The 24,492-nt window shown below is 38.4% G+C and carries 18 protein-coding genes and 1 pseudogene; 8 read left to right on the forward strand and 11 right to left on the reverse strand.

The annotated features are described in order from the left end of the window. Positions 1–110 precede the first annotated feature (110 nt). The 4 genes and pseudogenes from DP73_RS23915 to DP73_RS11355 form a co-directional block, all read left to right on the forward strand. Positions 111–603: pseudogene (locus DP73_RS23915) on the forward strand (peptidoglycan-binding protein); the annotation flags it as partial. A 237-nt stretch (positions 604–840) separates the two neighbouring features. Next, a complete protein-coding gene (sigI, locus tag DP73_RS11350) occupies positions 841–1,569 on the forward strand; it encodes an RNA polymerase sigma-I factor (protein ID WP_034599560.1) in 729 nt (242 codons plus the stop codon). 5 nt (positions 1,570–1,574) lie between these two features. Next, positions 1,575–1,817, forward strand: coding sequence for an anti-sigma factor domain-containing protein (locus tag DP73_RS23080; RefSeq protein WP_052090601.1), 243 nt, complete (start codon positions 1,575–1,577; stop codon positions 1,815–1,817). A gap of 40 nt (positions 1,818–1,857) precedes the next feature. Further along, positions 1,858–2,559: a hypothetical protein gene (locus DP73_RS11355; protein WP_052090604.1), complete on the forward strand. Its 702-nt coding sequence runs from the start codon at positions 1,858–1,860 to the stop codon at positions 2,557–2,559. Between the two features lie 285 nt (positions 2,560–2,844). On the opposite strand, the gene DP73_RS22580 is transcribed toward DP73_RS11355, so the two are convergent. The 8 genes from DP73_RS22580 to DP73_RS11395 form a co-directional block, all read right to left on the reverse strand. Beyond that, a complete protein-coding gene (locus DP73_RS22580; protein WP_081963029.1) occupies positions 2,845–2,997 on the reverse strand; it encodes a LysM domain-containing protein in 153 nt (50 codons plus the stop codon). A gap of 158 nt (positions 2,998–3,155) precedes the next feature. Continuing rightward, the gene (locus tag DP73_RS11365; RefSeq protein WP_034599562.1) at positions 3,156–3,446 is read right to left on the reverse strand and encodes an SHOCT domain-containing protein; all 291 of its coding nucleotides are present in this window, start codon (positions 3,444–3,446) and stop codon (positions 3,156–3,158) included. A 73-nt stretch (positions 3,447–3,519) separates the two neighbouring features. Continuing rightward, the gene (locus DP73_RS11370; RefSeq protein WP_034599563.1) at positions 3,520–3,714 is read right to left on the reverse strand and encodes an SHOCT domain-containing protein; all 195 of its coding nucleotides are present in this window, start codon (positions 3,712–3,714) and stop codon (positions 3,520–3,522) included. A 385-nt stretch (positions 3,715–4,099) separates the two neighbouring features. After that, complete coding sequence (locus DP73_RS11375) at positions 4,100–4,780, reverse strand: GGDEF domain-containing protein (RefSeq protein WP_034599564.1); 681 nt, start codon at positions 4,778–4,780, stop codon at positions 4,100–4,102. Positions 4,781–5,725: 945 nt separating this feature from the next. After that, positions 5,726–6,094, reverse strand: a complete 369-nt coding sequence (locus DP73_RS11380; RefSeq protein ID WP_052090605.1) for a DUF6527 family protein — start codon at positions 6,092–6,094, stop codon at positions 5,726–5,728. After that, on the reverse strand, positions 6,094–7,497 hold the full coding sequence (locus DP73_RS11385) for a ThiF family adenylyltransferase (RefSeq protein ID WP_034599566.1): 1,404 nt from the start codon (positions 7,495–7,497) through the stop codon (positions 6,094–6,096). Before DP73_RS11385 ends, DP73_RS11380 begins: the two co-directional genes overlap by 1 nt. 10 nt (positions 7,498–7,507) lie before the next feature. After that, positions 7,508–7,924 carry an E2/UBC family protein gene (locus tag DP73_RS11390; protein ID WP_034599569.1) on the reverse strand — a complete coding sequence of 139 codons (417 nt, stop codon included), beginning with the start codon at positions 7,922–7,924 and terminating at the stop codon, positions 7,508–7,510. A gap of 2 nt (positions 7,925–7,926) precedes the next feature. Further along, positions 7,927–8,265 (reverse strand): multiubiquitin domain-containing protein, encoded by a 339-nt coding sequence (locus tag DP73_RS11395; RefSeq protein ID WP_052090607.1) that lies wholly within the window; start codon positions 8,263–8,265, stop codon positions 7,927–7,929. A gap of 360 nt (positions 8,266–8,625) precedes the next feature. On the opposite strand from DP73_RS11395, the gene DP73_RS22075 reads away from it, so the two are divergent. Then, the gene (locus tag DP73_RS22075; protein WP_081963030.1) at positions 8,626–9,774 is read left to right on the forward strand and encodes an XRE family transcriptional regulator; all 1,149 of its coding nucleotides are present in this window, start codon (positions 8,626–8,628) and stop codon (positions 9,772–9,774) included. Between the two features lie 1,559 nt (positions 9,775–11,333). Here the strand turns inward: DP73_RS22075 and DP73_RS11405 are convergent. Beyond that, positions 11,334–14,615, reverse strand: a complete 3,282-nt coding sequence (locus DP73_RS11405; protein WP_034599572.1) for a UvrD-helicase domain-containing protein — start codon at positions 14,613–14,615, stop codon at positions 11,334–11,336. Next, a complete protein-coding gene (locus DP73_RS11410; RefSeq protein WP_034599574.1) occupies positions 14,608–17,667 on the reverse strand; it encodes a PD-(D/E)XK nuclease family protein in 3,060 nt (1,019 codons plus the stop codon). Before DP73_RS11410 ends, DP73_RS11405 begins: the two co-directional genes overlap by 8 nt. Positions 17,668–18,630: 963 nt before the next feature. Here DP73_RS11410 and DP73_RS11415 point away from each other — a divergent pair. Next, positions 18,631–18,846 (forward strand): helix-turn-helix transcriptional regulator, encoded by a 216-nt coding sequence (locus tag DP73_RS11415; RefSeq protein ID WP_052090610.1) that lies wholly within the window; start codon positions 18,631–18,633, stop codon positions 18,844–18,846. Positions 18,847–19,423: 577 nt separating this feature from the next. Here DP73_RS11415 and DP73_RS11420 read toward each other — a convergent pair. Then, positions 19,424–19,627: a hypothetical protein gene (locus DP73_RS11420; RefSeq protein ID WP_034599576.1), complete on the reverse strand. Its 204-nt coding sequence runs from the start codon at positions 19,625–19,627 to the stop codon at positions 19,424–19,426. 444 nt (positions 19,628–20,071) lie between these two features. On the opposite strand from DP73_RS11420, the gene DP73_RS11425 reads away from it, so the two are divergent. Beyond that, positions 20,072–20,698, forward strand: coding sequence for a hypothetical protein (locus DP73_RS11425; protein WP_034599577.1), 627 nt, complete (start codon positions 20,072–20,074; stop codon positions 20,696–20,698). Between the two features lie 843 nt (positions 20,699–21,541). Next, entirely contained in the window at positions 21,542–23,638 is a 2,097-nt protein-coding gene (locus DP73_RS11435) for a hypothetical protein (RefSeq protein ID WP_034599579.1), read from the forward strand. The last annotated feature ends 854 nt before the right edge of the window (positions 23,639–24,492 follow it).

The following is a 24,492-nucleotide window of genomic DNA, read 5'->3' on the forward strand; positions in this document are numbered from 1 at the left end:
TAATCCACTAATTCACAAGAAATTCATAGGTCTTTCATAGGAAGTTCATAACGAAATGATACCTTGAGCTAGTTGGGTGACAACTCGAAACAACGAAAGGAGCTGTCATTATAATGAAAAAACTAATTAGCTTAGCTATTCTTGGTGCTTTTCTAATGATGGCACCTGCCCAAACAGTTCAAGCTGCAGTGGGGGATACCTTATTAAGGTTTGGATCAACTGGTTCAGATGTCGTTGAACTGCAAACTGAACTTAACTATCTAGGGTATAATGTCGACATAGTCGATGGAATTTTGGATCAAATACTCAAGCAGCAGTAAAAGCTTTCCAAACTGCTCAAAGCATGAGCTCAGATGGAATCGTTGGTCCAATTACTGGTAAGCAACTTAACTCTCTTTATATTACTAAAGACGGCCAGTCAAATAATACCCAACCCCGTCAAGAGAAGGTAAATGCTATTATCTCTACTGCAAAAGAGTATAAAGGCGTTCCCTTTTTATGGGGTGGAACTTCTCCTGAGACCGGTTTTGACTGTTCAGGTATGTACAGTATGTCTTTGCAAAAAACGGGATTTCATTACCAAGAGTTTCCCGCGATCAACACAGTTGGTACTCCCGTGGCGTTTATGGTGCTAAACGAGTATTTTAGTCATTTTAAGCAAGATTCACTGGCTTTTCAAACTTAGCGAGATGCCTAAGAGGCTCAGACCCTTAAAAAGTGGTCTGAGCCTTCTATTATCAAAGCAGGCGGAGGTAAGAAATTTCCATTAACTATTTTATCGGGTACCCCCTAAATTTTCGATACCTTTACGAAAACAATCTATTAAGTGAAGGGGTTGAAGTGCCAGAACTAACGATTCTGCAAACTTTACTACTAGCGAAAAAAGGAAACGAGCTAATTATAGAAGAGTTTATACAAATTCACAAACCATTTATCGTAAAAGTTAGCTCCGAACTCTGTAAACGCTATCTAACTTGGGGACATGATGAGGAGTTAAGCATTGCTCTAGTTGCTTTTAACGAAGCTATAGACGGTTATAAACCTGACCAGGGAGCATCTTTCTACAGTTTTTCCAAAACAGTTATTACAAAACGTTTGATAGACTTCTTTCGCAAAGAGTCTAAACATCAGGTACTCTCTCTTACTACATTGGAGGCTGACGAAGATAACCTCTATGACTATGAGTCAGCATCATCGTTTAAACACTATAAAGAGGAAGAACAAAAAAGTAATTTTGACGAAACTGTAAAAATCTACTCGACAGTTTTAGCCGAGTATGGAATACAATTTGAAGACTTAGTGGAAGTTTCCCCGAAGCATAGAGACAGCAAGTCTACTCTCTGGAGAGTCGCCCAAGAGCTTTGTGCGCACCCAAATTTATTAGTGCAACTAACTGAGACTAAGCTTTTACCTCTCAAAGAGTTAGAATTCTTAACAGGCGTGAAGCGAAAGGTTCTCGAAAGAGGCAGGAAATATCTAATCGCGACAGCTTTAATCCTATCAGACCCAGAATTCGTGTCTTTAAAAGGGTTTACACAGATTGATTCTATAGTCGAAGAGAGGAGTTAGCCTTAATGGAAAAAACGACTGGCATTGTCATGAAGGTATCAAAAAAAGTCACCATTCTTTATACTGAAAGCGGTGACTATTTAGAAATTAAAACGCCGAAGGCCACTCCTACCCTAGGGCAGGTCCTTGATATCGAGCTACCTGTTCATAAACCTTTAAGTCATAGGCTCCTCAAATTTGGTTCAATTGCTGCAATTCTACTACTCGCCTTGTCTCTAAGTGTCTTCAACCTAGTCTCAGGTAGCTAATAATGCTGTAGCAGATGTTGTACTGGATATGGATTCTAGTATGGAATTATTAATTGACCGTAATGCAAAAGTTCTTAAGGTAATTGATGAAACTCAGGAGTCACCATCGAACTTACAACTTCAAGGAATGGACATATATACTGCTGTAGGCTTGATTATTGATCAAGCGAATGAACATGGAGTCTTTAATCAAGCAAATACTCTGATTCTAACTAGTGTTATACCCATAGAAGATCAACCAGTCGATGTTATCGATCAGACCAAACTCCGAGAATCTATAGAGCGCCATATGCTTAAAGAAAACATTTCTGCGAACATGATCGTTAGTAGGACAAACGAAGATACCCGTAAAGCGGCCCAAAGCCTTGGAATGAGTGTGAATCAGTATCAGATTTACAAGCGAATTCAGGAAGAGGGCTTGATTGTAACTGCAAATGGTTCTACTCCTAAGGATGCCCTTCATATGTTGGCTGAGGCAAATACAACCTTAACCACACTTTTCCCGACAGAAAGCATAGCTATTTCTCACCAAAGCGGGATGCAAGAGGCGATGCCCGACTCGATGGGAAATCCGATGACCGGTGAGAATAATCATTCAAATGATTCCTCCAATTCAGGAGGATCAAATCAAAGCTTACCCAACAAAGCAAATGATTCAATATCCCCAGGATACACTATGCCTGGCAGCCAACATAAAAGCAGTAATTCTTCAGAATCTATCCCCGATGCCCATGAAAAGTAACCCAGACACTTCATATGGCTCAAGAGAACATCAAATGATGATGCATTAAGTTACCGGCAGTTGACAAAGTCAAATAGTAACGCCCATGTTTAACAATGCTCTGTAATGAAATGAAGGCAGAGACGCTATGCTCCCTTAGTAAAAACTAGATCGAAACCGTCAATAAGAGTGATTTCTCAAGTAATCGGCCGAGAGTCGAGCATGGATGAAGATACAAAAAAGAGGATGCTCTTGTGACGCATCCTCTTGAAAATCTCGTTTTGATAGTATCTTACTTCGTAAATTCTAATGAATTTTGATTCTCTGACCGATATATATAAGATCTGGATTCTTTATAGAAGGATTCATGTGAAGCAAATGATGAACAGAGGTGTGGTGATGATGAGCTATTTTCCAAAGGGTTTCCCCACGTTTTACAGTATGAAACTTCATATGCATGATCAGCACTCCTTTTACCAATTTAATCCACGATATGCCGGGAATATTAAGAAGTGCACGGCCATACTAAACGTTATCATTAATTCCACATTGTTACCAAAGATGTCAAAAGGCAGTGTCACTGAGACACTGCCTTTTTTACACTAATCCGGAAATGGTTATAGATGTTTTCCTTTTATTATGTCATAGCTCTTTAGATCCTGCTTCCGACTTTGATACTCACGCGAATCTATTTCACCTCGTGCATATCGTTCACTCAGAATGTCCATTGGACGGTTATTACCTAGTACTGTATCTGTATGAACCCTAGAGCTGCGACGGAATAGATAGATAATCAGTAGAATAAACCCAATCCCTAGGACGAGGTGCATGCCTATCCCCATCATCCCATAGCCGCCTCCATAACCACCGTTCCCCCATCCACCCATCATATTACCCCAACCCATCATATAAATTCCTCCTTCAAAAATTCTTTATAACCAAATGTGTCGTACGATATCCTTTTCAAGTGTAACCTTACTCTTAGCTCAACAGCTCTTGTTTCCTCTCAAGGTATTCCTCTCTTTGAATCTCACCGCGAGCATATCGTTCATTCACTATATCCAGCGGGGTATTCTTCCTCTGATATTTAGGATCTAAATAGCGAGAACCTCTGGAATTTGAAGTATCGAGCATGTAATACGCAATAAAGACTAATAAAATCAAACCAAACATCATTTTAATTCTCTCCCTAATTATAATATTGAGATGATATGGCGTTTCCGCTCCCGTTCATCGAAGTGCCTCGTGAGTCGGTTAAACCACTACCGTAGGCCATAACATTTCCATAAGAATTACTCTTAAATTCGTTCATTTTATCCAGGTTCTCTCGCCCCATTTGGGCTTTAACCTTCGGATTTGAATGAAATTTTTTATTTATATATTCCTCCTATTTATCTTTATTTACTTCTTTGTTCGTTTGATTTGCTGTCCTTCTATGTCCTTAGTGTAACTCTCAGATACGATTAACTCATGAAAAAGTTGTGAATATCTCATGAAGAAGGGACCCTGAAATGTCAGAGCCCCTTCTCAAAGATTTTGTGTATTTCTCCTATATGATCGGCTAACATAAAACAGTACAATTCTTTCCACTTTGTTTCGCCCTTAAGAGTGCATGATCAGAAGCCACAATAAGATCGTGAATACTCTCTCCATCGTCTGGATAACTTGAAACGCCTAAAGAAATCGTGATTTGAGGGTATGATCCATTATCGAGCCCACTTATTTCGGAACGGATCGTTTCGGCCATCTTCCAAGCGTTCGTTTTATCACAGTCCCTTAAAAGCAAAACTATCTCTTCTCCACCGTACCTATATACTCGATCACCCGCTCGAACACAAGCCTGAATTGTTTGTCCTACTTTAACCAGTACGCCGTCCCCAACGTCGTGACCAAAACGATTATTGAAGTCTCGAAAATTGTCTATGTCAATAAAAATTAATGCGTAGGACCCGTTACGTTCTTCTAAATTTTTTATATCTTCGTCAAAAGCTCTACGATTAAGTATGCCTGTTAACTTATCAGTATTAAGTTTTACCCTTAGTTGCATGTTCACCTTCTTAAGCTTATTGAGTCTCCGGACAAATAGTTCCGCTGCGATGTAATTTATTAATCCGAAAACAATACCCAGTATCAAGCATTTAACTATAATACTGTTAAAGAAAGGTACAACCATGAAGTGCGTAAGTGCCGAATGAATAATTCCAATAAATACCATGGCAAAAATCAACCAAACTCTGATCATAACCTACAACCCCTCTCAACTACCAATGTTATCATTGACCCAATAATTAGTATATAGTTATTTCATTTAACTTCTTGAGAACTCCTTTGAATAATTTCATTGCGAGGTTTATTTATCGAACTTTGTTACGGAACATAATACTTATTGAATAATCCATAAAAAAATGAGCCACATATAAAGCGCACCCCAATTATTGGGCATCACGATAAAGAACTTTTTCTAAAAGGGGGCGTAACGAAACTAAAACTCGGTTTTTAACAGGAATCGCCAGGTTGTCATATAAAAACCTACGATTGATTATCATGATGCACAAATAAGTATAAGCGTCACATGAAAGCCTAAGTCTCTTGATATTACAACAGTTACCTTTGAACCTCTGTGGAGTATTTTGACAAGTACCTTAATTTAATGTCGAAATTAAAGGACATGTCTCAATAAGAGGCAACCCAACTCAGTGAATGTATTGAGCATATCGTATGATAGCAATAACGGAAAAACGCAAAATAATTTTAATCTGACAAACTAAGTTTTTTATATAGTTCACTGTATTATTTAATTCCAGATATTAGTTTCAACTACTATTTGTCGATTAAATTCATTTGAGGTAAATTATTTTATTAATTAGAATTGGTTAGGGGTGCCTTAATGTACTTTATTTCATTGATTATAGCGAAGCAATTTCTTATAGGCAATCGGATTATCAGTCCCACTCCGTAACTGCATGCCTTCATAAATTATGCAAGCACCTTTAGAAAGGATAACTGTTCAGCTGTCAGTTCTGTCCAGAATGCAAAAACTCTCATATTAAAAACAAACTGACACCGTATGAGAAACGGCATCAGTTTGCGTAAATCCTTGGTGTTCGCCTTGATTTTCGTATCACTACGAACATATTATAAACAAACCATCATGCATCTTCCCTTTCCTTAGTAGATTAAAACGACATTACTGTTTACACCATCGAACTCTGCCACGTTCAAAGAAGAAGTGGCTCTTGCATCCAACGAGTCTGTTGACCGAGGGCGAAAGGGACACCGTTCCATCATTATGCCAAATTATTTTCCAATGCGGCCTTCCTTCTTTATGAAGGCTCATGTGTAGGATATTGCCACAGCCGCAGGGACATATCATGCCTACAGACCAGTTGTAGTTACCCTCTCCTAGAACGTAGATCGTGTTAGCTTCCATTTTATCTGGAAGTTCCTCAATCCGAAGAGTCTTATAATGGAGCGACTCAGAAAGAGGGGCAAAGGTAAGGTTCGCTCCAAATAGGTTCTTTAATCGCTGCCATAGCCGAAATAGAAATTCAAACATCAGTCTGATCCCCCGATACTGAGAATTGGCATATCTAGTAATGGCTGAACATCCCCAAGACCAACCTTCTTTGCAAGAACTCCGCAAGGATCTCCTTCCGGTTCAGTGATGAAACGGTTCTGGGTTAAACTAAGTCTAATAGTCGAAATTTCATCATTGGGATCGTCTCTGAATTGATGAATACGGGCTAAAAATTCATTCACAGCTAGTGATGCTATTAACGTATTAACGCTTATGACTGCTGGCCTTTCTTCCTGAATCCCTCTGATGTATTTCTCTCGAATTTGATTCTCATATTCCTTGGGATTACTGCGGCGCATATCGGCAGCTCGTAACTGTTCTCCCGTATAAACCTTTCTGCTAAAAAGGCTCGAACCATCCGGTTGTATGTAATGAACTGTTCCGCAAACTTGGGAAACGCTACCCTTCCCATCGGCATCCAAGAAAACGCCCAAATCAAAATAAGGAATTGAATAGTAAACGCATAATTTGTTAAGAGCATTTCGCCCGTCATACGAGTCCATACACCCAAAAATAACGTCACATTGAGCAAGTCGTTGAATGACTTCAGGATTAAAAAGATCCATGGGCATTTCTACGACGTTTACAGGCAACTCGTATCGACTAATCGCATCGCCAATAACTTGAACCTTTTTCTTTTGCTCCCGAACATCGCTCATTCCCGAGTTGTATATGCGACCTACGTTTACCTCTTCTACGACATCACCATCGACAAGAACTAATTCACCAACGCCCAACCGTGCCAACATATCTGTTACGGGACTCCCTGTGCCTGAGACACCCACAACGCCAATCGACAGGCTAGATAATGTCCGAGTTGTTCCGCTGCCAAAGGTTTGCATGGTTCTTTTAGAATAGAGAGATTCGTCGAGTTCTCGGTCTTGTTCATTGTTCCAATACAATATATCCGGTCCAGCCACGATGATCGACCTGACCTCTGAAAAAGTACCGTCAGATTTTACGATTCGTGCAATCATCTTGCCATCTGGAAGCATGATTGCACTCATACCAGGATAATCGGTATCTAACCACCCTGCGATCCCTTTAAAAAGGTCTATGTCTGAGTGATTGTCATACTCCGAAAAATCAGGATACCCTGTTGGATGACTGTGTATCTTCAAAATCATTCGCCCTTGTCCTGAGTCTTTCAACAACCCAGGTAATAACTCTGTCGACCATGTGAGTTGATCCTCCGTTCGTACGGAACATTGATCATAAGGAATCTCTATGATTTTTTGTACACAAGCCACTAACATGTCTTGATATTTACCAACCCCGCAAAGAGCGAGAGCAACCGCTTCCTTATTATCGCCGGGAAACAAATGATTAGAAAGGGCCGCATGTTGACGGCCCGAGAGTCGAAGCTTAAATTTTTTATACATATCTTTTCTCCTACGCTATTTCTTTTTGAAGTTCACGCAGTAGCCACTCTTCGACCAAATCCAGGTGTGTACCAATATTGTCTAATCCAGCTCGCCAAGGATTCTGAGATGTTCGATGCCTCGACCAACGTTGATACAGTTCGCCACGAATAGTCTCATTGTAATCCGTTGCCCCGATACGAACACCGTTAGTCCGATGGAGAGCGGGCTTGATATAAACCATATCAAGCCCGCATATTTCATAATCGCTTGGAATCATGACCGCTGCATCGACAACCCTTGTGTTGTACCCTTCTGGAACAGGAAACCCATGGACGATTAGCCACATCTGGTTGTTAACCATGACTGTTTCCCATTGAAAACCGCGTGCATTTAGATAATCCTTATCTTCCTGGATAATCTCGAAGTCTCGCTGAAGATCACTCATACTTAACCCTCCGTTTGATCTAAGGGTAGCGTCATGAACCGCTCTACACCGAGTCTGGTAAAATCAACAATTGTAGCTAACTCAATTTTTTCGGTTGCTCCGCCGTGGAGCTTTATATCTAAACGATACTGTGTAACAGGAGTTTTCCCTGCTAACTCTAAGATCTGCTGTCCTGTCATTTCTCCTACATCGACAGTATAAGTTTCTTTGTCGATTCGAATCTTGTAACGAACACCTTTCGGGGGATTCTTGCCTTCCTTAGCATAGGCTTCAATCTCAATGACTCCTGGCAATCCGTCATTGCCATTTCCATGGTTACCATTATTAAGTGCATCATTCATAAGAAAATTCCTCCATTAATTAAGATTTTTTTACCGAAAATTAAGGTCCCAGGAGGAATATCCATCTCTATAGCGAATAATACTCTAATAATAAGGTTAAAATTAAAGTATTGCTAAGATTCTCGGGCGGTAGGGTGTCCAAGTCCTGGGTAACTACCACTTAGGGAATGTTTCGTTTAGACGTCTTGCACACGTATAAACGGGATTCGAAGTTCACTCTGGGAACAGGTTTTTTTACCTGTTTTTTTGTGCTTGTCCTCCTTTCACATTATTTGTCCCTACCACTTGATGCTCTTAAAATAATGACCTATTGCACCCTTACGACAATAATTATAACGATTGTTATAATTATTGTCAAATATGTTTCACGTATGTTATAATTTAATTATCAAGATAGCAATTACAGGAGGGATACTTGTGTCCGTAGGGGGCAGAATCGCGCAAATGAGAGAGGATTTAGGCCTTTCGCAAACCGAATTAGCTAATAAAGCTGGCCTTAAACCACCAACAATTAGTCAGTATGAATCAGGCCTTAGAAACCCGTCTTATGAAGCATTAATAAAGTTGTCCAATGCCTTAAATGTGACGACCGATTACTTAATAACCGGAAAAGAAATTCAAGCTTCCGCAATTACTGATTCTCAAACAAAAATCTTGTTGCATCTATTACAGCGACTGCCTAAAGGAAAAAAGGATACATTACTTGACTATGCGATTTTCCTTTCTCGCGGGACCGAGATCGTAGAAGGTCCTGTATTTAGTGATGCATCCGACTATGCAAATCTATGGTTAAAAAAAGTGAATGCGAGTCTCCCAATTGATGTTCATCTAATTGCAGATCAACTTGGGGTAAAAATAATTGAAGATGATCTTCAGATGGATTATGAAGGTCTATTGATTAAAGGGGAACGGAATCTTATTCTGCTTAATCGTTTATTTAAGAGTAGTCACCAGAGGAAAAAATTCACTATCGCTATGCTTCTTGGCCATATAGTGCTTCCATGGCATGTTAAAACTCAATACGGCGTCAGAAAATCCAATTCATCCACGCTACGAACGAATGATATTGAAGAAATAGAAGCCACCCATTTTGCAGCAAAACTAACCATTCCAAGCGTACATTTCGAAAAGGATTTTGCTAAGAAACCGACCCTTGATATCTTAAAGAACTTGGCCTATGAAAAATACGACGTTTCTCTGTTCTCTATGTGCAATCGGTTAGTTGAACACACTAAAGACAAACATGCCGTCATACAGTCTGAAGATGGGCAAATTATTGAAACATTCCCAGGTAAGAGATTATTAAAAGGCACTATCCCCTTACAATCGAAAGCAGTATCCTTTTACTACGATCTCCCTAAGCAAGAGGAAACCCGATACAGTAAATTGCCTGCAACCGACTGGTTTGAAGATGGGAAACTCGAAGAATATGTGATAGAAGAATCGATTTTTAATCCGAAAATAGGTAAGGTCTTGACTTTGTTAACAGTAAAAACAAAAGATGAGTGAAACAAAAAAAATAGCCGTTCTACATCTATGATGCAAAACGGCTATTTCACTTTAAGATTTCCCCTAACGTAATTAAACATTATCCAAACTCTTATCTCGTTCTGTGCCGTACTTTAGACAAACTGGAACTAGGCTCAAATCTGTTTATTATATAGAATAACTTTAGAAAGTTATATGCAGCTTTTTCACAGAAATTTCGTAGATTTTAAGCATTCAATGTTTACTTTTCAATATTTTTACATCAAAGTTAGCATTAAAAACAACTTAAGATTACTATAATCTACTCAGAAAACTCTACACCCCTTGAATACCAATGGTTGTAGAGTTTTATTCTAATATTAACTTATTCAATTAGTTAATATTAGAATGATTTCAGATAATGTTATGAAGAATTTGTTTCAATCAAGATTCATGAAATTTAAATCTCGATGTTCAAACTGCATGATGTCGATAAAACCACATCATCCTCTCCATTTCTCCTGGTCATCATATTCAGGATTAAAACCTAACGGTATTTCTAAATGGTTTTCTTTATCTACGAACGCGTAAATGTAGCACTCGTCATCTCGCTGAGAACTAACAGAAACTTTAATGATAGTCTTGCCGACAATAAACTCATTGTAATATTCTTTCATTGGTACGCAATCCGGTAATTCTTTTTTTTGGCAATCTTCTTCTTCTGAGCTCCATCTATAATGAGTCTCATAGATTTCACCATTGCTTAACCTGACATCACCTTTAACGTGATAGTTAACAACGGTTCCTTGAAATTCTTCTACTACCTTTCCAATAAGTAATTCCTCATATTTCTAGTAAGTTCTTCTCCATGCTTTTTCACAAATCTTACTAACGCTTCGTATCTTGCTGTGCCTCCCAATTTATCATCTCCCTAAAAAATTATTTTTCCTACTTTTTCCTGAGAATCTTTGGCCGAACTAGACTGACCAACCTCAACTATTGATGATTTTTCATTAAGAATAAACTTCTTGTTATACTTCTATGGAATAATTGCGGTCATCTAGAAGTTTCATTACTTCCGTAGTAATAACACCATCCATTATTCAATCTTCCTTTCAATATTTCTTTAGGAAAGCAAAAAGCCAGTAACCCTCTCAAAGTAATTTTGAGAAGCGGTTACTGGCTGGTTTCTTTCCCTAGCCAAAATTTTAATTGTTACCTTATTATAGAATATCTTTGGAACTGAATCAAAGATAAAGTTGTTGTATTTTTTCACTTTTTTAAGTTGCTACAAAAACCCAAAGCGCGCGGTTATCTCGGAGAATTTGAGCATTTGTCACGGAATTTGGGTACACATGTCTCGATATAATACTCTTTAATACCTTTCTACCTATCAAGCATCGCTTCAAGCAAAAGAGAAAATTTCATCTCTTTGCTGCTCTTTAAAAATCTGGTGCTAAGATCAATTAATAGACACAAATATTTATTTCCCATATATCTAACTAGCCATTATAAACACCACATTAATTCTTTGAGTTACCTCAGTCTGAAGTGAGTGAAATTAACGCCTGTTTTTGAAAGGTAAAACCATTACGCTTAAATTAAGAGAAGGCATTTTTGAGTTGATTTTTCTCCACAAAATATAGTTGACCCTCCTGGCAGCTTTCACCGATGATAGAATTCCAAACTTCACAATACATCTTCAACTGTGGTGCATAAAATTCTCTTAATCGATCCAAATCACTTTCTTCGTTAACTCGGTCCGTCTTATAATCAACAATCACCCATTGGCCATTTTCCTTAAAGGCCAAGTCTATAATACCAGACAGAATGACTGGTTTCTCATTCGCTCCTTTAATGTAAGCATTTAGTGGATGACCATTGTCAATTTGCAACGAAAATGATACCTCGGTATATTTTGATTCAGCCTGAGTAATTCTTTGCCACAAATCAGTCCTGCAAAATTTTTCGACCACCCTATAAACTTCTTCTTTGCGCTCAAGCGATTCCTCATTTTCTTGAAGAGCTAGGGTTATCACAGAATCAATATCATCATTACCCTTGATAAGTTCTTCAAATACTTGATGAATGACATTGCCCCAAGCTTTACCACCTCCTGCTCCTCGTTTAACACTTAAATCGATTCCCTGTTCTTTTAAGCCTGTGGGTGATACTATTTGGTAGCTAGGTTTTGCCAAAGCAGACACCCACATGGAAAAATGCTCACGAGCAGCAATAAGTTCTTGCGGTTTAACATAGGTTCCGATCTCATCAGGATTATCGCTGACTATCTCAATCTCGGGTGCATTAAGTTCGTTCTCAGCAGAAGAACCTTGAATCAGCAATGCCCAGGGATTTTTTCTTAAGTCCATATCTTTGAGACTTCGGCTAATAATCAGTAAGTTTTTACTTCTAGTCCCCGCAACGTAAACTAATCGATATTCCTCTTCCTGCAGATATCGCAATTCTTCATTTTCATAAACACACCATCCGTCAGGTTGTGCAATGCGCTCAGAGTGATAACCCAGCTTACGATTGAATACATAGTATCCCTCTGGTTCGGTTCCGTGACGGCGAATATGAATATCAGCCTTCTGAGAGACTTCTTTAAACGGCTGAGCAAGAAAAACCACAGATGCCTCAAGTCCTTTGGCTTTATGTACATTCATGAGACGAACAACATTTTCTTCCTTTGTCGTAAGACTCAGTTCTTCTTCAATCGAGCTACTCATGATCGTACTAAACTCTGTAACAATCTGATCGAAGCGTGTTTTACCATTTCTTTCAGCTTTTCTCAAAAACTCTAATACCTGATAGAAATACGAAGCTCCGCTTTCGCTTTTCGCGAACCCTAAAACATAAGGGATCATGCCGAGGTCTGCTAAAATCTTTTCGATGGCAACTGAAGGCATCATTTTTTCGGCCCATTGCAGGTATTTTTTGAGCTTGTCTAATGCCTTTCCGTAGCGTGTTTCTAAATCTTCGTGTAATCCTTCTGGTACATTACTATAAATTCTAAAGTAACCGCCGGCCTGCTTGATCTGAAAAAGGTCATCGTCACTTATGCCAAAGAACAATCCCCTTAGTACACCTACCATTAGTAGTTGATCGTCCGGGTCAGACAATAATCGAAGAAGTTTATACAGCTCTGCTAGTTCTAGAGAGTCTCCTAAAGAACTACCTCCAGTCATACTAAACGGAATTTTGAATTTTTCGAGGGCACGTGCATAAAGATCCATTCCATCTTTAAATCGCAGTAAAATCATAAAGTCCTCAGGTTGTGCTTGACGAATTTCCTCTTTATTCGTTTGATCACTTGGATGTGTAAGTTTTAAGTTTCCATCGAGCGACCAACGAATAAACTGGGCAATCATTTCTGCATCAGCATTTAGAATCTCGTCCTTTTTCGTGAACTCTGCGGGGATATTTAAAACTTTAACGCCATAAACAGACCCTTTACCATCTGGTCTTAGGGTTCGAAGCGGACTAAATTCCGCTTGGTAGGATGATTCTTGTTCCGGAAAGATTGTTTGAAAGATGGGGTTGATCCATTGGCCCAGTGCTTCGACCGATCGGAAATTAGTCGTGAGTTGAACAACCTCTCCCCCGCTCTGAATAATAAGTTTTTTTACAAGGTTATAGGTATCTATATCTGCTCTACGAAAACGGTAAATTGATTGTTTGGCATCACCAACCACAAAGAGAGAACCGGGATGAGGAATCAATTTGTGCCAATCTTTTTGATTAATGTCCTGACCTGTTAAGTAGAACAAAATCTCTGCCTGAACCGGGTCGGTGTCTTGAAACTCATCCACCAATAACCTAGGATACTTATCATGGAAGTAAGCCCTAACCTCAGGGTGTTCACGTAGCATGTTGCGCGTTATTAACAACAGGTCTTGGAAATTGAGTTTTGATTGTTTAAATCTGACCTGTTCGTAAAACTGAACTGCAGGAATCATAAACTCTATTAATATGTAATGACAATATTCTCTCCATGTCTGCATCGCTGGGCTTAAAATATTAACCGTGAACTCGTTAAAGTCGTCTCTACACTGCTTTGCTTCATCCTTACTAATCCAGCGGTTTTGAGTAACACTAAATTCTTTATCAAATGCCTTTAGTAAATTGACAACAGTAAAGTCTTTATTCATGTTAAAGAACTTGAAAAAGCGATTTGCCTTGAGGATGGCTTTTTGAAGATGGTCCCAACCTTTTTCAGGTTCTTCGTTGGGAATAGACTTTATGGCTCGCTCAACTAAGTTTTTTAAAGTTTCCATGGCGGGCTGTAAATCTGGTTTAGACACCTCTGTACAAACCATCGTTACGTCGGAATATTGGGAAAGAGTTATAAAAGCCTCTTTTAATTCAGTGGTAGGTACGCCGATATCATCTAATCTCTCCAGCAACCCAGAAGAATTCAATTTAACGTCCATTAAATAACTTTCCCAGGCCTCTTCTTGAAGAAGGATTTCTTCAAGAGGATCGAGTTCCTCAAATTCTGGATCTAACCCTGCCTCAATCGGTCGTTCCCTCAAAAGAGACGCACAAAAGGAATGAATAGTTCCCAGGAAACACTGGTCTAAATTAACCAGTGCCAGTTGGAGCTTTTCTTTAATATTAGGATTTTTTTCCTCGCGATAGGCCTTTTCGAGAGTTATTTGAAACCTTTCTCTAAGTTCATATGTGGCTTTGCGAGTAAAAGTAATCGCAGCAATTTGTTGAGTGGTAACACCCCCACTTTTCACTAGGTTTACCATACGACGAACAAGGCTAGAGGTCTTTCCTGAGCCAGCGCCTGCGTCAACCAGAAAATTCACGAATAGTTCTTGTTGAAGTCTAAGTCTTTCCTCATAATCCGGCGGATTAGCCAATTTAGGCATAATTTCTTAACCCCCTAAATATATCGATCATCATCTTATCTAAGCCTTTTTGGCTTCGGCTATGGCGGTTACATGCATCGCGATAGTCGCAATAATGGCAGTCGTTCTCATCGTCAGTCATAACAAACGTCCCTTCGGATAATAACGTAAACAGATGGTTGAGAATCTCATATAAACTGTCCCGACGGACTTGTAGTCGGACTACCCTTTTCCCTTCACCTTTTTGAGTCGGAAAAATGTAACCGCTAAGAATTACCTTTGAATTGGCATGAAGTTCTTTCTCAGAAAAGAGACGTTCTACGGCCAACGCATATAACCCATGTTGGAGTTGTCTGCCACCCTTGAAATACTCTTTATCACTATAACCAAAGGTGCTGCCCGTTTTATAATCCCAGATCTTTAACCCCTTTGCGGATTCATCGACCCGATCAATTTTCCCTCTGAGGAAAAAACGTTTATCGTTCGGCAACTCAATCGTAACCGCTTCAAAGTTCTCGTTGTTGTTAGTTTCTCCTGGATGCATTCCAAAAGTTAACTCAAAATATTTAGGGGCATCATCACATGACTCAATTTCTTCAGACTTCAAAAAAATACGGCAGGAATCAAGAATTGATTTGCGTTCATAATCGTAGACTAACTCACTCGGAGGTGGCACACTCACTTTTTTCTGACTTATTAACTCATCGGCAATTTCATAAAGGAATTGTGCATGTCTCGCAGCGTTAAGAGATTCACCTTTATTGGCAAGTTTCTTATAGAACCGCTCAAAAATGCCATGATATAGATCCCCTTTTGTCTTTGCATTCAACCATACGCCTTGGTCAAAGACTAATTCTTCGATGGGCTGAATTTTTAACACATATCTTAAGAAGTACGCAAACGGGCATTTCCCAAGCGTTTCAAGTTGACTGCAGGACATTACTAAATCTTCGCTAACCGTAGGGTCCACTATTGATGGGTCAAGATTGATCTTTCCGTCAAACGGGGTAAGTTCTTCTACTTGAAGGCGATTTGATTCAGCGTTTAATCCATCAAGGACCGTTGGGTATAAGGTTTTAAAAGTATCAAGATCTGGCTTTTTGTTTCCCATTGATAAAACACTAAGCCACCATTCCTGATCATCTAATGACTCGTCGATATCTGACGGTGTGAAGCCTTTCCTATTACCAAGCGTTTCAATAAGATCGCTGTAATCCAGCGTTTCATCATGAGCTTTCAATCTATACATTTGCAAAAGAATAGAACTCGGAAAAACAGCACGGTTTTCCAAGGTATCAAAGGCAGAATAACTGACCGCAAGGGTCCCTTGAACAGACGATAAAAACTGTACCAAGTCGTATACTTTTTCTTTTGGCCTATTACTCAGCAAAGGAAGACCGTGACCAATGTTTTCACGTTCTATATCCAGTAAAATTGGGTCTTCTCTCATTGTCCTAGGGAAGCGGTTAGCATCAAGGCCAACGATAAATACATTCTGACGTAATATCCATAATCCGGAGTTGTAGTGATCGACATGTAGATGTCCTGGCTTTGGGCCCGATGCACTCACCCTTATTCCGCTAATTAAAAATTTAAGTCTTGCGAATATATCATCTCGTTTAAGATGGATAGTTACCGAATCTTCAATGAGTTTTAGATTTCTACAAATGACCTTTTTTGCGTCATGGTCTGCTTGGCTAACAACTGAGCTGAATTGATCTACTAAAGTACTTAACCATGCTGCTAGTTGGGCATAGGGTATACGCCCTTCAGAATCTGGGTCTGGCAAAGAGGTAAAAAGCTGAGCAAAAAAATTCTTTAACCATAGAAAGTTCTCCAATCTTGCTTTATACGAATCATTGTCATCCTCTAAAGCTACATCAGCCTTAGTTTGGTTCTTGATATTGGTTATTTCATTGTCTATGGTCTCTAGGTAACGCTCTTTTCCCCAGCCAATTCCTGTAGTTCTTAAGTAGTGAGTGATGGTTGATTTTGGAGGGGACTTTTCGCCCGGAATCTTAAACACTCCGTTTCTGACGAGTGGAACAATGTCGGAAACTTTAAACCCTCTCTCAGCCCAAGACAATAACCCGAAATATAACCTGCCAGGATTTGTGGCACAAATATCTATTCCCTGGCCAAAGGTCATATTGAGTTGAGCAAGTCCTTGAGATAGGTCAAATAACAGATGGTTATAAGGATCTTGCGCAGTATAAAAAATAGCTGTCTGGTCAAATGGTATTTTTTCTAATTTCAATTTGCGCAACACTTCACGTATTTCATTGGATTCCCCGTATGCATGGAACATTTGTATTGGAAGTTCAGTTACCGGCGCATTTGTTAGGTCATTAAGGTAAAGTAAATTGCTATAGGGTTCATTAAGCTCGATACTTAGCGGTGATATTTCGTTTTCTAGAGATGTTTGTAGAGGTATAATCCCTTTTGGTCTACTAAAATTGATCACTTGGAAATTGTTTTTCGTTAGAGCTTCTAAAAAGTTACGTTCCAACGGGCGCATTTTTAAATTCGACGGAACGATGTAGATGCATTGTGACGGGTTTACCTCCCTGGCTGCAAGCTGAAATAAATCGGCTTGATCTATGTACTTTCGGATTTGCAACTCTTTGTCATACTCAGCCCATATCGTTTTTATATCTTCGCACTTACATGAATTAACAAATATTCCTGTAGTGATATCATTAACATCAATTCCAGTCATTTTGAGATCTATGATCGAACGAGTTATGATGCTACTTACGCTAGGTGTTATTTCTAAACTATTAAAATATGTCAACTGGCCTGCCTGACGAAGTCTTTCGAGAACCTGAATTGTAAATTCCGTTGCTAAGATATTAGGAACAATTGAGCGTCCGCTGTTTAAAAGTGATTTTTGGCAAACTTGCTTTGCTAAATTCCTCAAGGTTTCAGTTTTTAAGTTAAGGATAGTCAAGCCTTGACGCGTTGCACTTTCAAGCAATTGTCGCCCAGAGGAAAAACTCGGAGAAATGAGAACCTTTTCGCTTAACGGATTTTTCATAACGATTTCCCTTAATTGATTTATAACTGCTTGCATAAACAGCCTCCATAATCAGTTTATTTGTCCATTATTATGAGCTCACCCAAAAGCATTAACAGTATTTATGGATTTAATACATTTTCAAGGGAATTTTAGAAAATATCATGAATAAAGCTTTTATGAATTGTATAAACTATTAGATTTATAACAACATATATGTTGTTATCTATACAACGAAATTTAAACAGCTGGAAAAATATTTATGACAATAAAGGAACCCTTAATACCCTTAAAAAGAATTACGGGTATTGAGGGCTCCTTTATTTTGTAGCGTTTACCTAGTCCTGATTCATTCTAACTAATTATGGAGTTTTTCTCATTTCATTTATATCTTATAACTACTAATTATGTTTTAAAGGAGCTTAGGAGAATCAGATTCGCGGTTTACCCTTTGGAACGCCTTCCTTAACTAATAGCATAATTTCAGCGGGGTAAATATTATCTTGCTTCACCAATATTATTATCAATAACAAGTCATTAAGTCCTAAGTGGCGGCTGCCTTGAGTGAACGACAACATACAAGCAGCCTTCCTCATCCTTATTCAATTCAATAAAATAACGCCTCCCAATGTGCCGATACTTTTTTCTGCTTTGTCCAGTTGTATTGGCTTGAGACAACTAAGCTGTGTTAGCTCAATTTTTCGTTATGGTGATGCAGTTTCTTACTCACCTCAAAGCCTGACGGTATTTTTAATAAATTAACTAATCCAGCTTTGCAGTTCCAGTCTTTTACCGGGGCTTCCCTGAGCATATTCATCAAATAATCAACCTTCACAAAAACATGCTGTTGTAATTTTTCATAAGGTTCAACCTAAAAAACATCACAAAGAAGCATTTTGCTTTGCGCTACTATCACAGTTCCCATTAGTGTATCCATTTGGTACCAACGTGACCCATAGTCCGTTGATATATAGTCATCATTCCGTATAAACTAAGGCATAATCTTATGGAGTGATGATGATGGATATTAAAATTGCAGTAGGGCAAAGAATTAAAGAGTTAAGAATAATACGCAATATCACGCAAGAGCAATTAGCATATATTTCTGAGCTTGATCGAACATATATCAACAGTGTTGAAAATGGGAGAAGAAATATTTCCATTATCAATCTTGAGAAAATTTCCAAAGGACTCAGAATTCACTTAAAAGATTTCTTTGATGCTAAAATCTTTTAAGTGCACAGTCGAATTTCGAAAGCAATTAAGGATCAACAGGCAAGAGTCTCTAATTAGTTCGAGATTCTTTTTTTGTCTTCGACTATCTCATAGAGTCAAGTTTTAGTACTTGCACTGGCTTTTGCCCCACTACGTGAGAATTCCCAGTTCTTTCGGTAATAACACCTTAACTTATTCAGATTAAGTTAGTTTTACTGTTTCGGGAATGAAAGGTCTAAGCTTTAAAAACTCCGAATTTGATGTACTTTTGAAATCGTAAAATACCACTGATATCTATGGTATTATTGCTGCAGTAGAGGCTAAAGTGCTGCCTCCACCCTAAACCTTTAACTCATTATCAAAAACAAAACGCGTTGGTATGAGAATTTCTGTTCGTTTGATTGCTCTTAAATATTATTAAGAAGGACCTGCTTAAGCTGTTGCTTCTCAACAAAGTATATTTCCCCAATATTACATTCCTGTTAAGATAGCTCCTTCCATACCTGACAATACATTTTAACCTGTGGGGCGTAATACTCAGTCAGAATAGCCAAATCATCATCATCCTGTACTACCCTGTCAGTCTTAAAATCAACAATTAACCCATCCACGCTATGATTCTTTTAATACAAGGTCGATTACGCCATTGAGAACGATCAGCTAAATTATTCTCTCCTTTCATTTGTGTGTAGAGTGAGTGGTCAGGCCCAATTTGTAGAGAAAAAGGTACCTCAGTGTACTTGACTTTGGCGTCGTTTTCAGCAAACTCTTCTACTGCGTCCATGATCGCAATTCCACCCATGATTATCACCCTTTCGACTTTTCTATAGAAATAAAAAGCCAGTAACCCCCTTAACTTTAAGAGGTGTTACTGGCTGGTTTATTTCCCTCACCAGAGATTTTCTTGTTAAGATTAACTGTAACGTCTTCTTAATACTCCATCAAATACTTTTTTATATAAATTTATATTTTATTACTTTCAGGTCTTGCCTCAAAATATTGGTCTTAGCGTATGGGATTCGGATTCATGATTGGGTGGATACGAAGTATATGGTTTTGTCTAAATATCTTTGAGACCTAGGTTATATCCATTTAAACTTAGCAAACAATTATGTAAGATAGGCATGTTTAAAAAAAAATATAATGGTTATTAATATTACATGTGACTTATAGTCAACAATTTCCAATCTTTAACGTTGATAAATGATTTCAGAAAATCAAAAAATACGTTTATGGGGGTAAATCCATGTCAAATCTTATCCGTGCTACTGTGATTATCCGGGGAACGCGCCCCATGCTAATTCACCATTTTGGTCCCGATGCCATTCCACTGGAACGCAGGGAGAGAACTGGTGTAGCTGGACATGACCCTGAGGAATGGAAACGCACAGTACTAATGACATCTGATCGCCAAGTATACGTTCCTTCTGAATATATTTTGGCTAATTTCCGTGGAGGTGCTAAAATTGCTTTCGGTTCTCGCGGTGGTCATGCTGCAAGACTGGCAGCATGTCTAGAGGTTTACGATGAACGCATTTTGTTTAACAGCTTTGTTCCAGAAAATATAAGTGAACTTATTAATCGTGTAGATGCAGACGTTTATCTTGATGTACGAGGAGTTAAACAACCAGTCACTAAAGCACGCAATATCCGTTATCGCCTAGCATTATCTGCGGGATGGCAGTCGACATTTATAATAATATGGGATAAAACTCTAATAAGTCGAGACGAAATGCACTCAATAGCAATTCATTCAGGGCAATTCGTTGGTTTAGGGGATGGCAGAAACATTGGCTTTGGTCGGTATTCTGTAGAAGGATTTGATTTGTTAGGTAAGGAGGAAGTTAGTGATGCCACGTCATCGGCCATGTAGAGAAGTTTGGGTGAATATCCGGAAAAAAGTCTGGCTACGCGACAATGAAAAATGCATTCATTGTGGCAAGAAATTAGAGTTATATAATTGTCATATAGATCATGTTCGATCTGGTAAGTTGGCTGGCAACCGTCTTTGCGAACTTAGAACTCTATGCCGGAGGTGTCATGTTACTCGAATGGACCCCAGGCACCGAGGGATGGTTGCAAATGCACTTAGAGATGGTATCATTCCACCCCATTGGCGTGAGCTTTTGTGGGAGGGTTGATAAATATGGAGTATGGTTGGGCAAAGTTTGGTGAGGTAAGGCAGGGTAGGTATGGTATGATGAGGTGTGGGGCAGTAAGGTAAAGTGAAAGAGGGGAGTGTAGTTCGCTACACTCCCCTCTTTCTAGTATCTAGGCTCCAATAATTTAAATGAATAAGTCTGTATCTAAACTGTTATTTAAATTTATCCAATTAATCTTATCAGTCATATGGAAGTAAGATTAAAAATTCAACGTGAACTACTATCGAACCATTGATATTAGAGGTGTTTAAAGTCAAATATCTGATTGCCCATCTGTTTCTTACTTACACTAATATAATTTGTTTATATTGTACTATTACTAGTACAATATAAACAATGCAATCAACTTTATAACTTCCCCCCCCTTCACTATATCTATACACTCGATGTATAGATAATTTTTTATCTGGTAAAATTACTGTTTAAATATTACTTTCTACATCATGGAATAAACACTTAAGACATTTAAATGTAATCAAAACTCATTGTGATGTTGTAATATCTCGAATTGGATTGCTGTGAGAGAATTCATTGGGTTAAAGCAGGTGATGAAAATGTTGATTTCTGATAAGCGTTGTACAAAAGCAGCTTCAAAAAGAAGAGTTTCTGAATATGTTGAATTTGCTCGCATTTACGGATATCCTCTCGACTCACGAGAGATTGACCCCATGCACGTACTAGCGTGGGTTACAGGCGTGGTCAAAAACGAGGGCTCTTCCGCAGTATTTCAATCTTCTCACTTTAAAGGAACCTTTTATTTTTTGTTTAAAGACAGCAAATACCCTATGTCCCTATTTCTTAAACTTTCACATGTGCAAATTCTATTAGAAAGTTGTAACGTTATAGATATGAGAGCGTTTAGTTATCTGTTCGACATCTTCTTAAAAGCTAGCAAACTGCGCGCTACAGACCCAAAGAGCAAGGAACTTCTTAATGAATTGCCTGATGAGATACCCGACAACAGAGATAAATTCAAGGGCTGGTTTTTAACGATAACAAACCGCAGTTTTCAATTCAGTGCTGTTATTAATCTATACATTTGGATGGTCGAACAAAACATTATAATTAATGCTGATAATCACAATCATTTAGTAGTTGTACTAAATGATTATCTGAAGTTTATTAAGGCAAGCTACACCCCAGGTAAATACAAAAAGATGAGAATTTTTATTGTATATTTAGTTAGATTTTTTCAAGGAGTAAGTGCGAATATCAAATTGATAAATAATGATACTCTAGAAATAATAGCTGATTTCAAGAATTATAAAATCGAAGGCATCCCGATTTTCTTCGAAAATCGAAAAATATCTGATTCGAAATGGAAAACGAGTAACGCATTAAATAGCCAAAAGTCTCTTGAGGGCTTTATACACAAAATAATTAGAGCTAGGGGCTACTCCGCAACTGATATCAGTGAATTTTCAGTCTTTTCATTAAATCTAACTGATTGCCTCAATGTTAATGTCCTCAAAAACGAGTCAAAGATATTAAAGCAATTCATACCATATTTGCTAGAAAATTACTCTATAGAACAGAGTAGTAGAGTTCAATTAGTTGAGTTATATAAGAGGATGCCTAAACCTGCAACTTCAACTTTCATTGCAGGGGATGGGAATTTCATTACTCGAAAAGACTTTATTTCAATAATTACTACTGCTTTACGAACTTGCAGGGAAAAAACCAGACTAAAGTTTGTCATTTACTTTTGCCTCGTTGGTTTTTTGGCATTGAGGTTAAGTGAGGCGGTTCAGATACAAATTGGTGACTTCGAATTAGACGAAAGAGGTCTTCTAAGAGACGTCGGAAATGGGTTCGGAACGCTAGTGCTTCCAGCCTACAAATCCAAAGGAGGCTATTCTCCCTCATATAAGCCATACAATATTGCAGTCGTGCCAAAGCTTAGAGAACTAATTAATATGTATCTCGAAACGGATTTCATGAAATTCCACAAGCCTCAGACATATCTTATGCGGACCAAGGCCGTTCTTGAATATGATCTGCTATTCGACGAAGTCCCAGACCACAATGAAGAGGGAGAAAAATATGCCATATGGCTAAATAGAGCAAAGTATCGTGGGAAATCAATAGCATTCGATATGTTCCAAAGAACAAAGAATCAATTGGAAACAAAAATTAGCGGAAACGTGAGTAGTCACGATTTCAGACGCTCTATCAATGATTGGATTAAGAAAACACCATCAAAATTACCACCCGATATAGTGAATAGAATTGCAGAAATTCATTTAAGACATAAATTAAGAGGTAGCGTTAGCCAAATATACTATACTAGCAAGCCTACGCTCGTTCAATATATCGAATGTATTAATAATGCTCTGAACTTTCCTTGGGACCTTACTAAACTACAAATATGGGAAGCAAAACGAATGATACCAGAACAGATCAACTCAACTAAGAGCAAAAATTTGTATCCTGCTGTAACCGAGGAAACAGAAGAGACCATATCCGAATCAATACCTGAATTCATACCTCAAATAGTGCTTTCCCCTAGAGAAAAGAGGATAAGAGATCTTGAAATTGGAATTAAAGAAATAGAAAGGCTTCTACAATCCGACTCTCCAAAAAATAAAATAATGCTGCGATCAAAACTTCGTGAAATGACAAAAGAGCTTATTCATATTAGTGAGATGTAACATATTATAATTGCCTATTACCATGTATTTGTTTTGTTGCTAGGTTAACCATGGCAATTAAAAAACACCAGTGTAGGAGAACTTATTCTTCCTACACTGGTGTTTTTTAAATTCATCGCACACGTAAAATCTTCTACCGGTTTCGACAGTGAAAAGCCATTCTAAGCATACTAAATTATGGATAACTTTTCTATACATCTGATTATATATTGTTACTGATACGCTATTTCGTCAAAATCTAGACGGTGTAAATTGTCCATAATTTGATGACATAAGCACCAAGCGTGACATTCATGCGGTTGTACATGAATTTGTGACGGGCTATTTGTCCATTGATTTTGAGTTTTTAGTGCAAAATGGGTCGTGTTGGGCTATTTTGGCCATTTCGCGACCATCTTCAGACACTGACGCCCGACTTGCCGCAAAGGGTAACAGACCCTACAACAAGAGAAACTGTACACACCATCAGGCGCATAAAAAGCCGTTCAAGTCGCTCTGGTGAGTGTTGGACAGACAGACTGGACCGACAATTATACTTTGGCCTTTTTACCCGTCAGTTCCTGGACATTGTTAACCATCAATCTATGGTCGTTATAGGGGAGCTATAACAATATATTTGTAAATGAATCGTATGCCACATGTCGGAACTCCCCTTCATTGCATTGATTACATTGTACTAGTACTAGTACAATGTAATCAATATGATCAACTTCCTAATGTAACCGCACTTGATGATATTTATTCACTCGATGAATAAATATTTTTTTCTTGGCAATACTCACCTTACAAAACGTTTATTTTGCAAATATCCGTACGTACAGATTCCACAAAAGAGGGTGAAAAACTGTTGCTTA

The organism is Desulfosporosinus sp. HMP52, from assembly GCF_000765145.1.
In the GTDB taxonomy this organism is placed as follows: domain Bacteria; phylum Bacillota; class Desulfitobacteriia; order Desulfitobacteriales; family Desulfitobacteriaceae; genus Desulfosporosinus.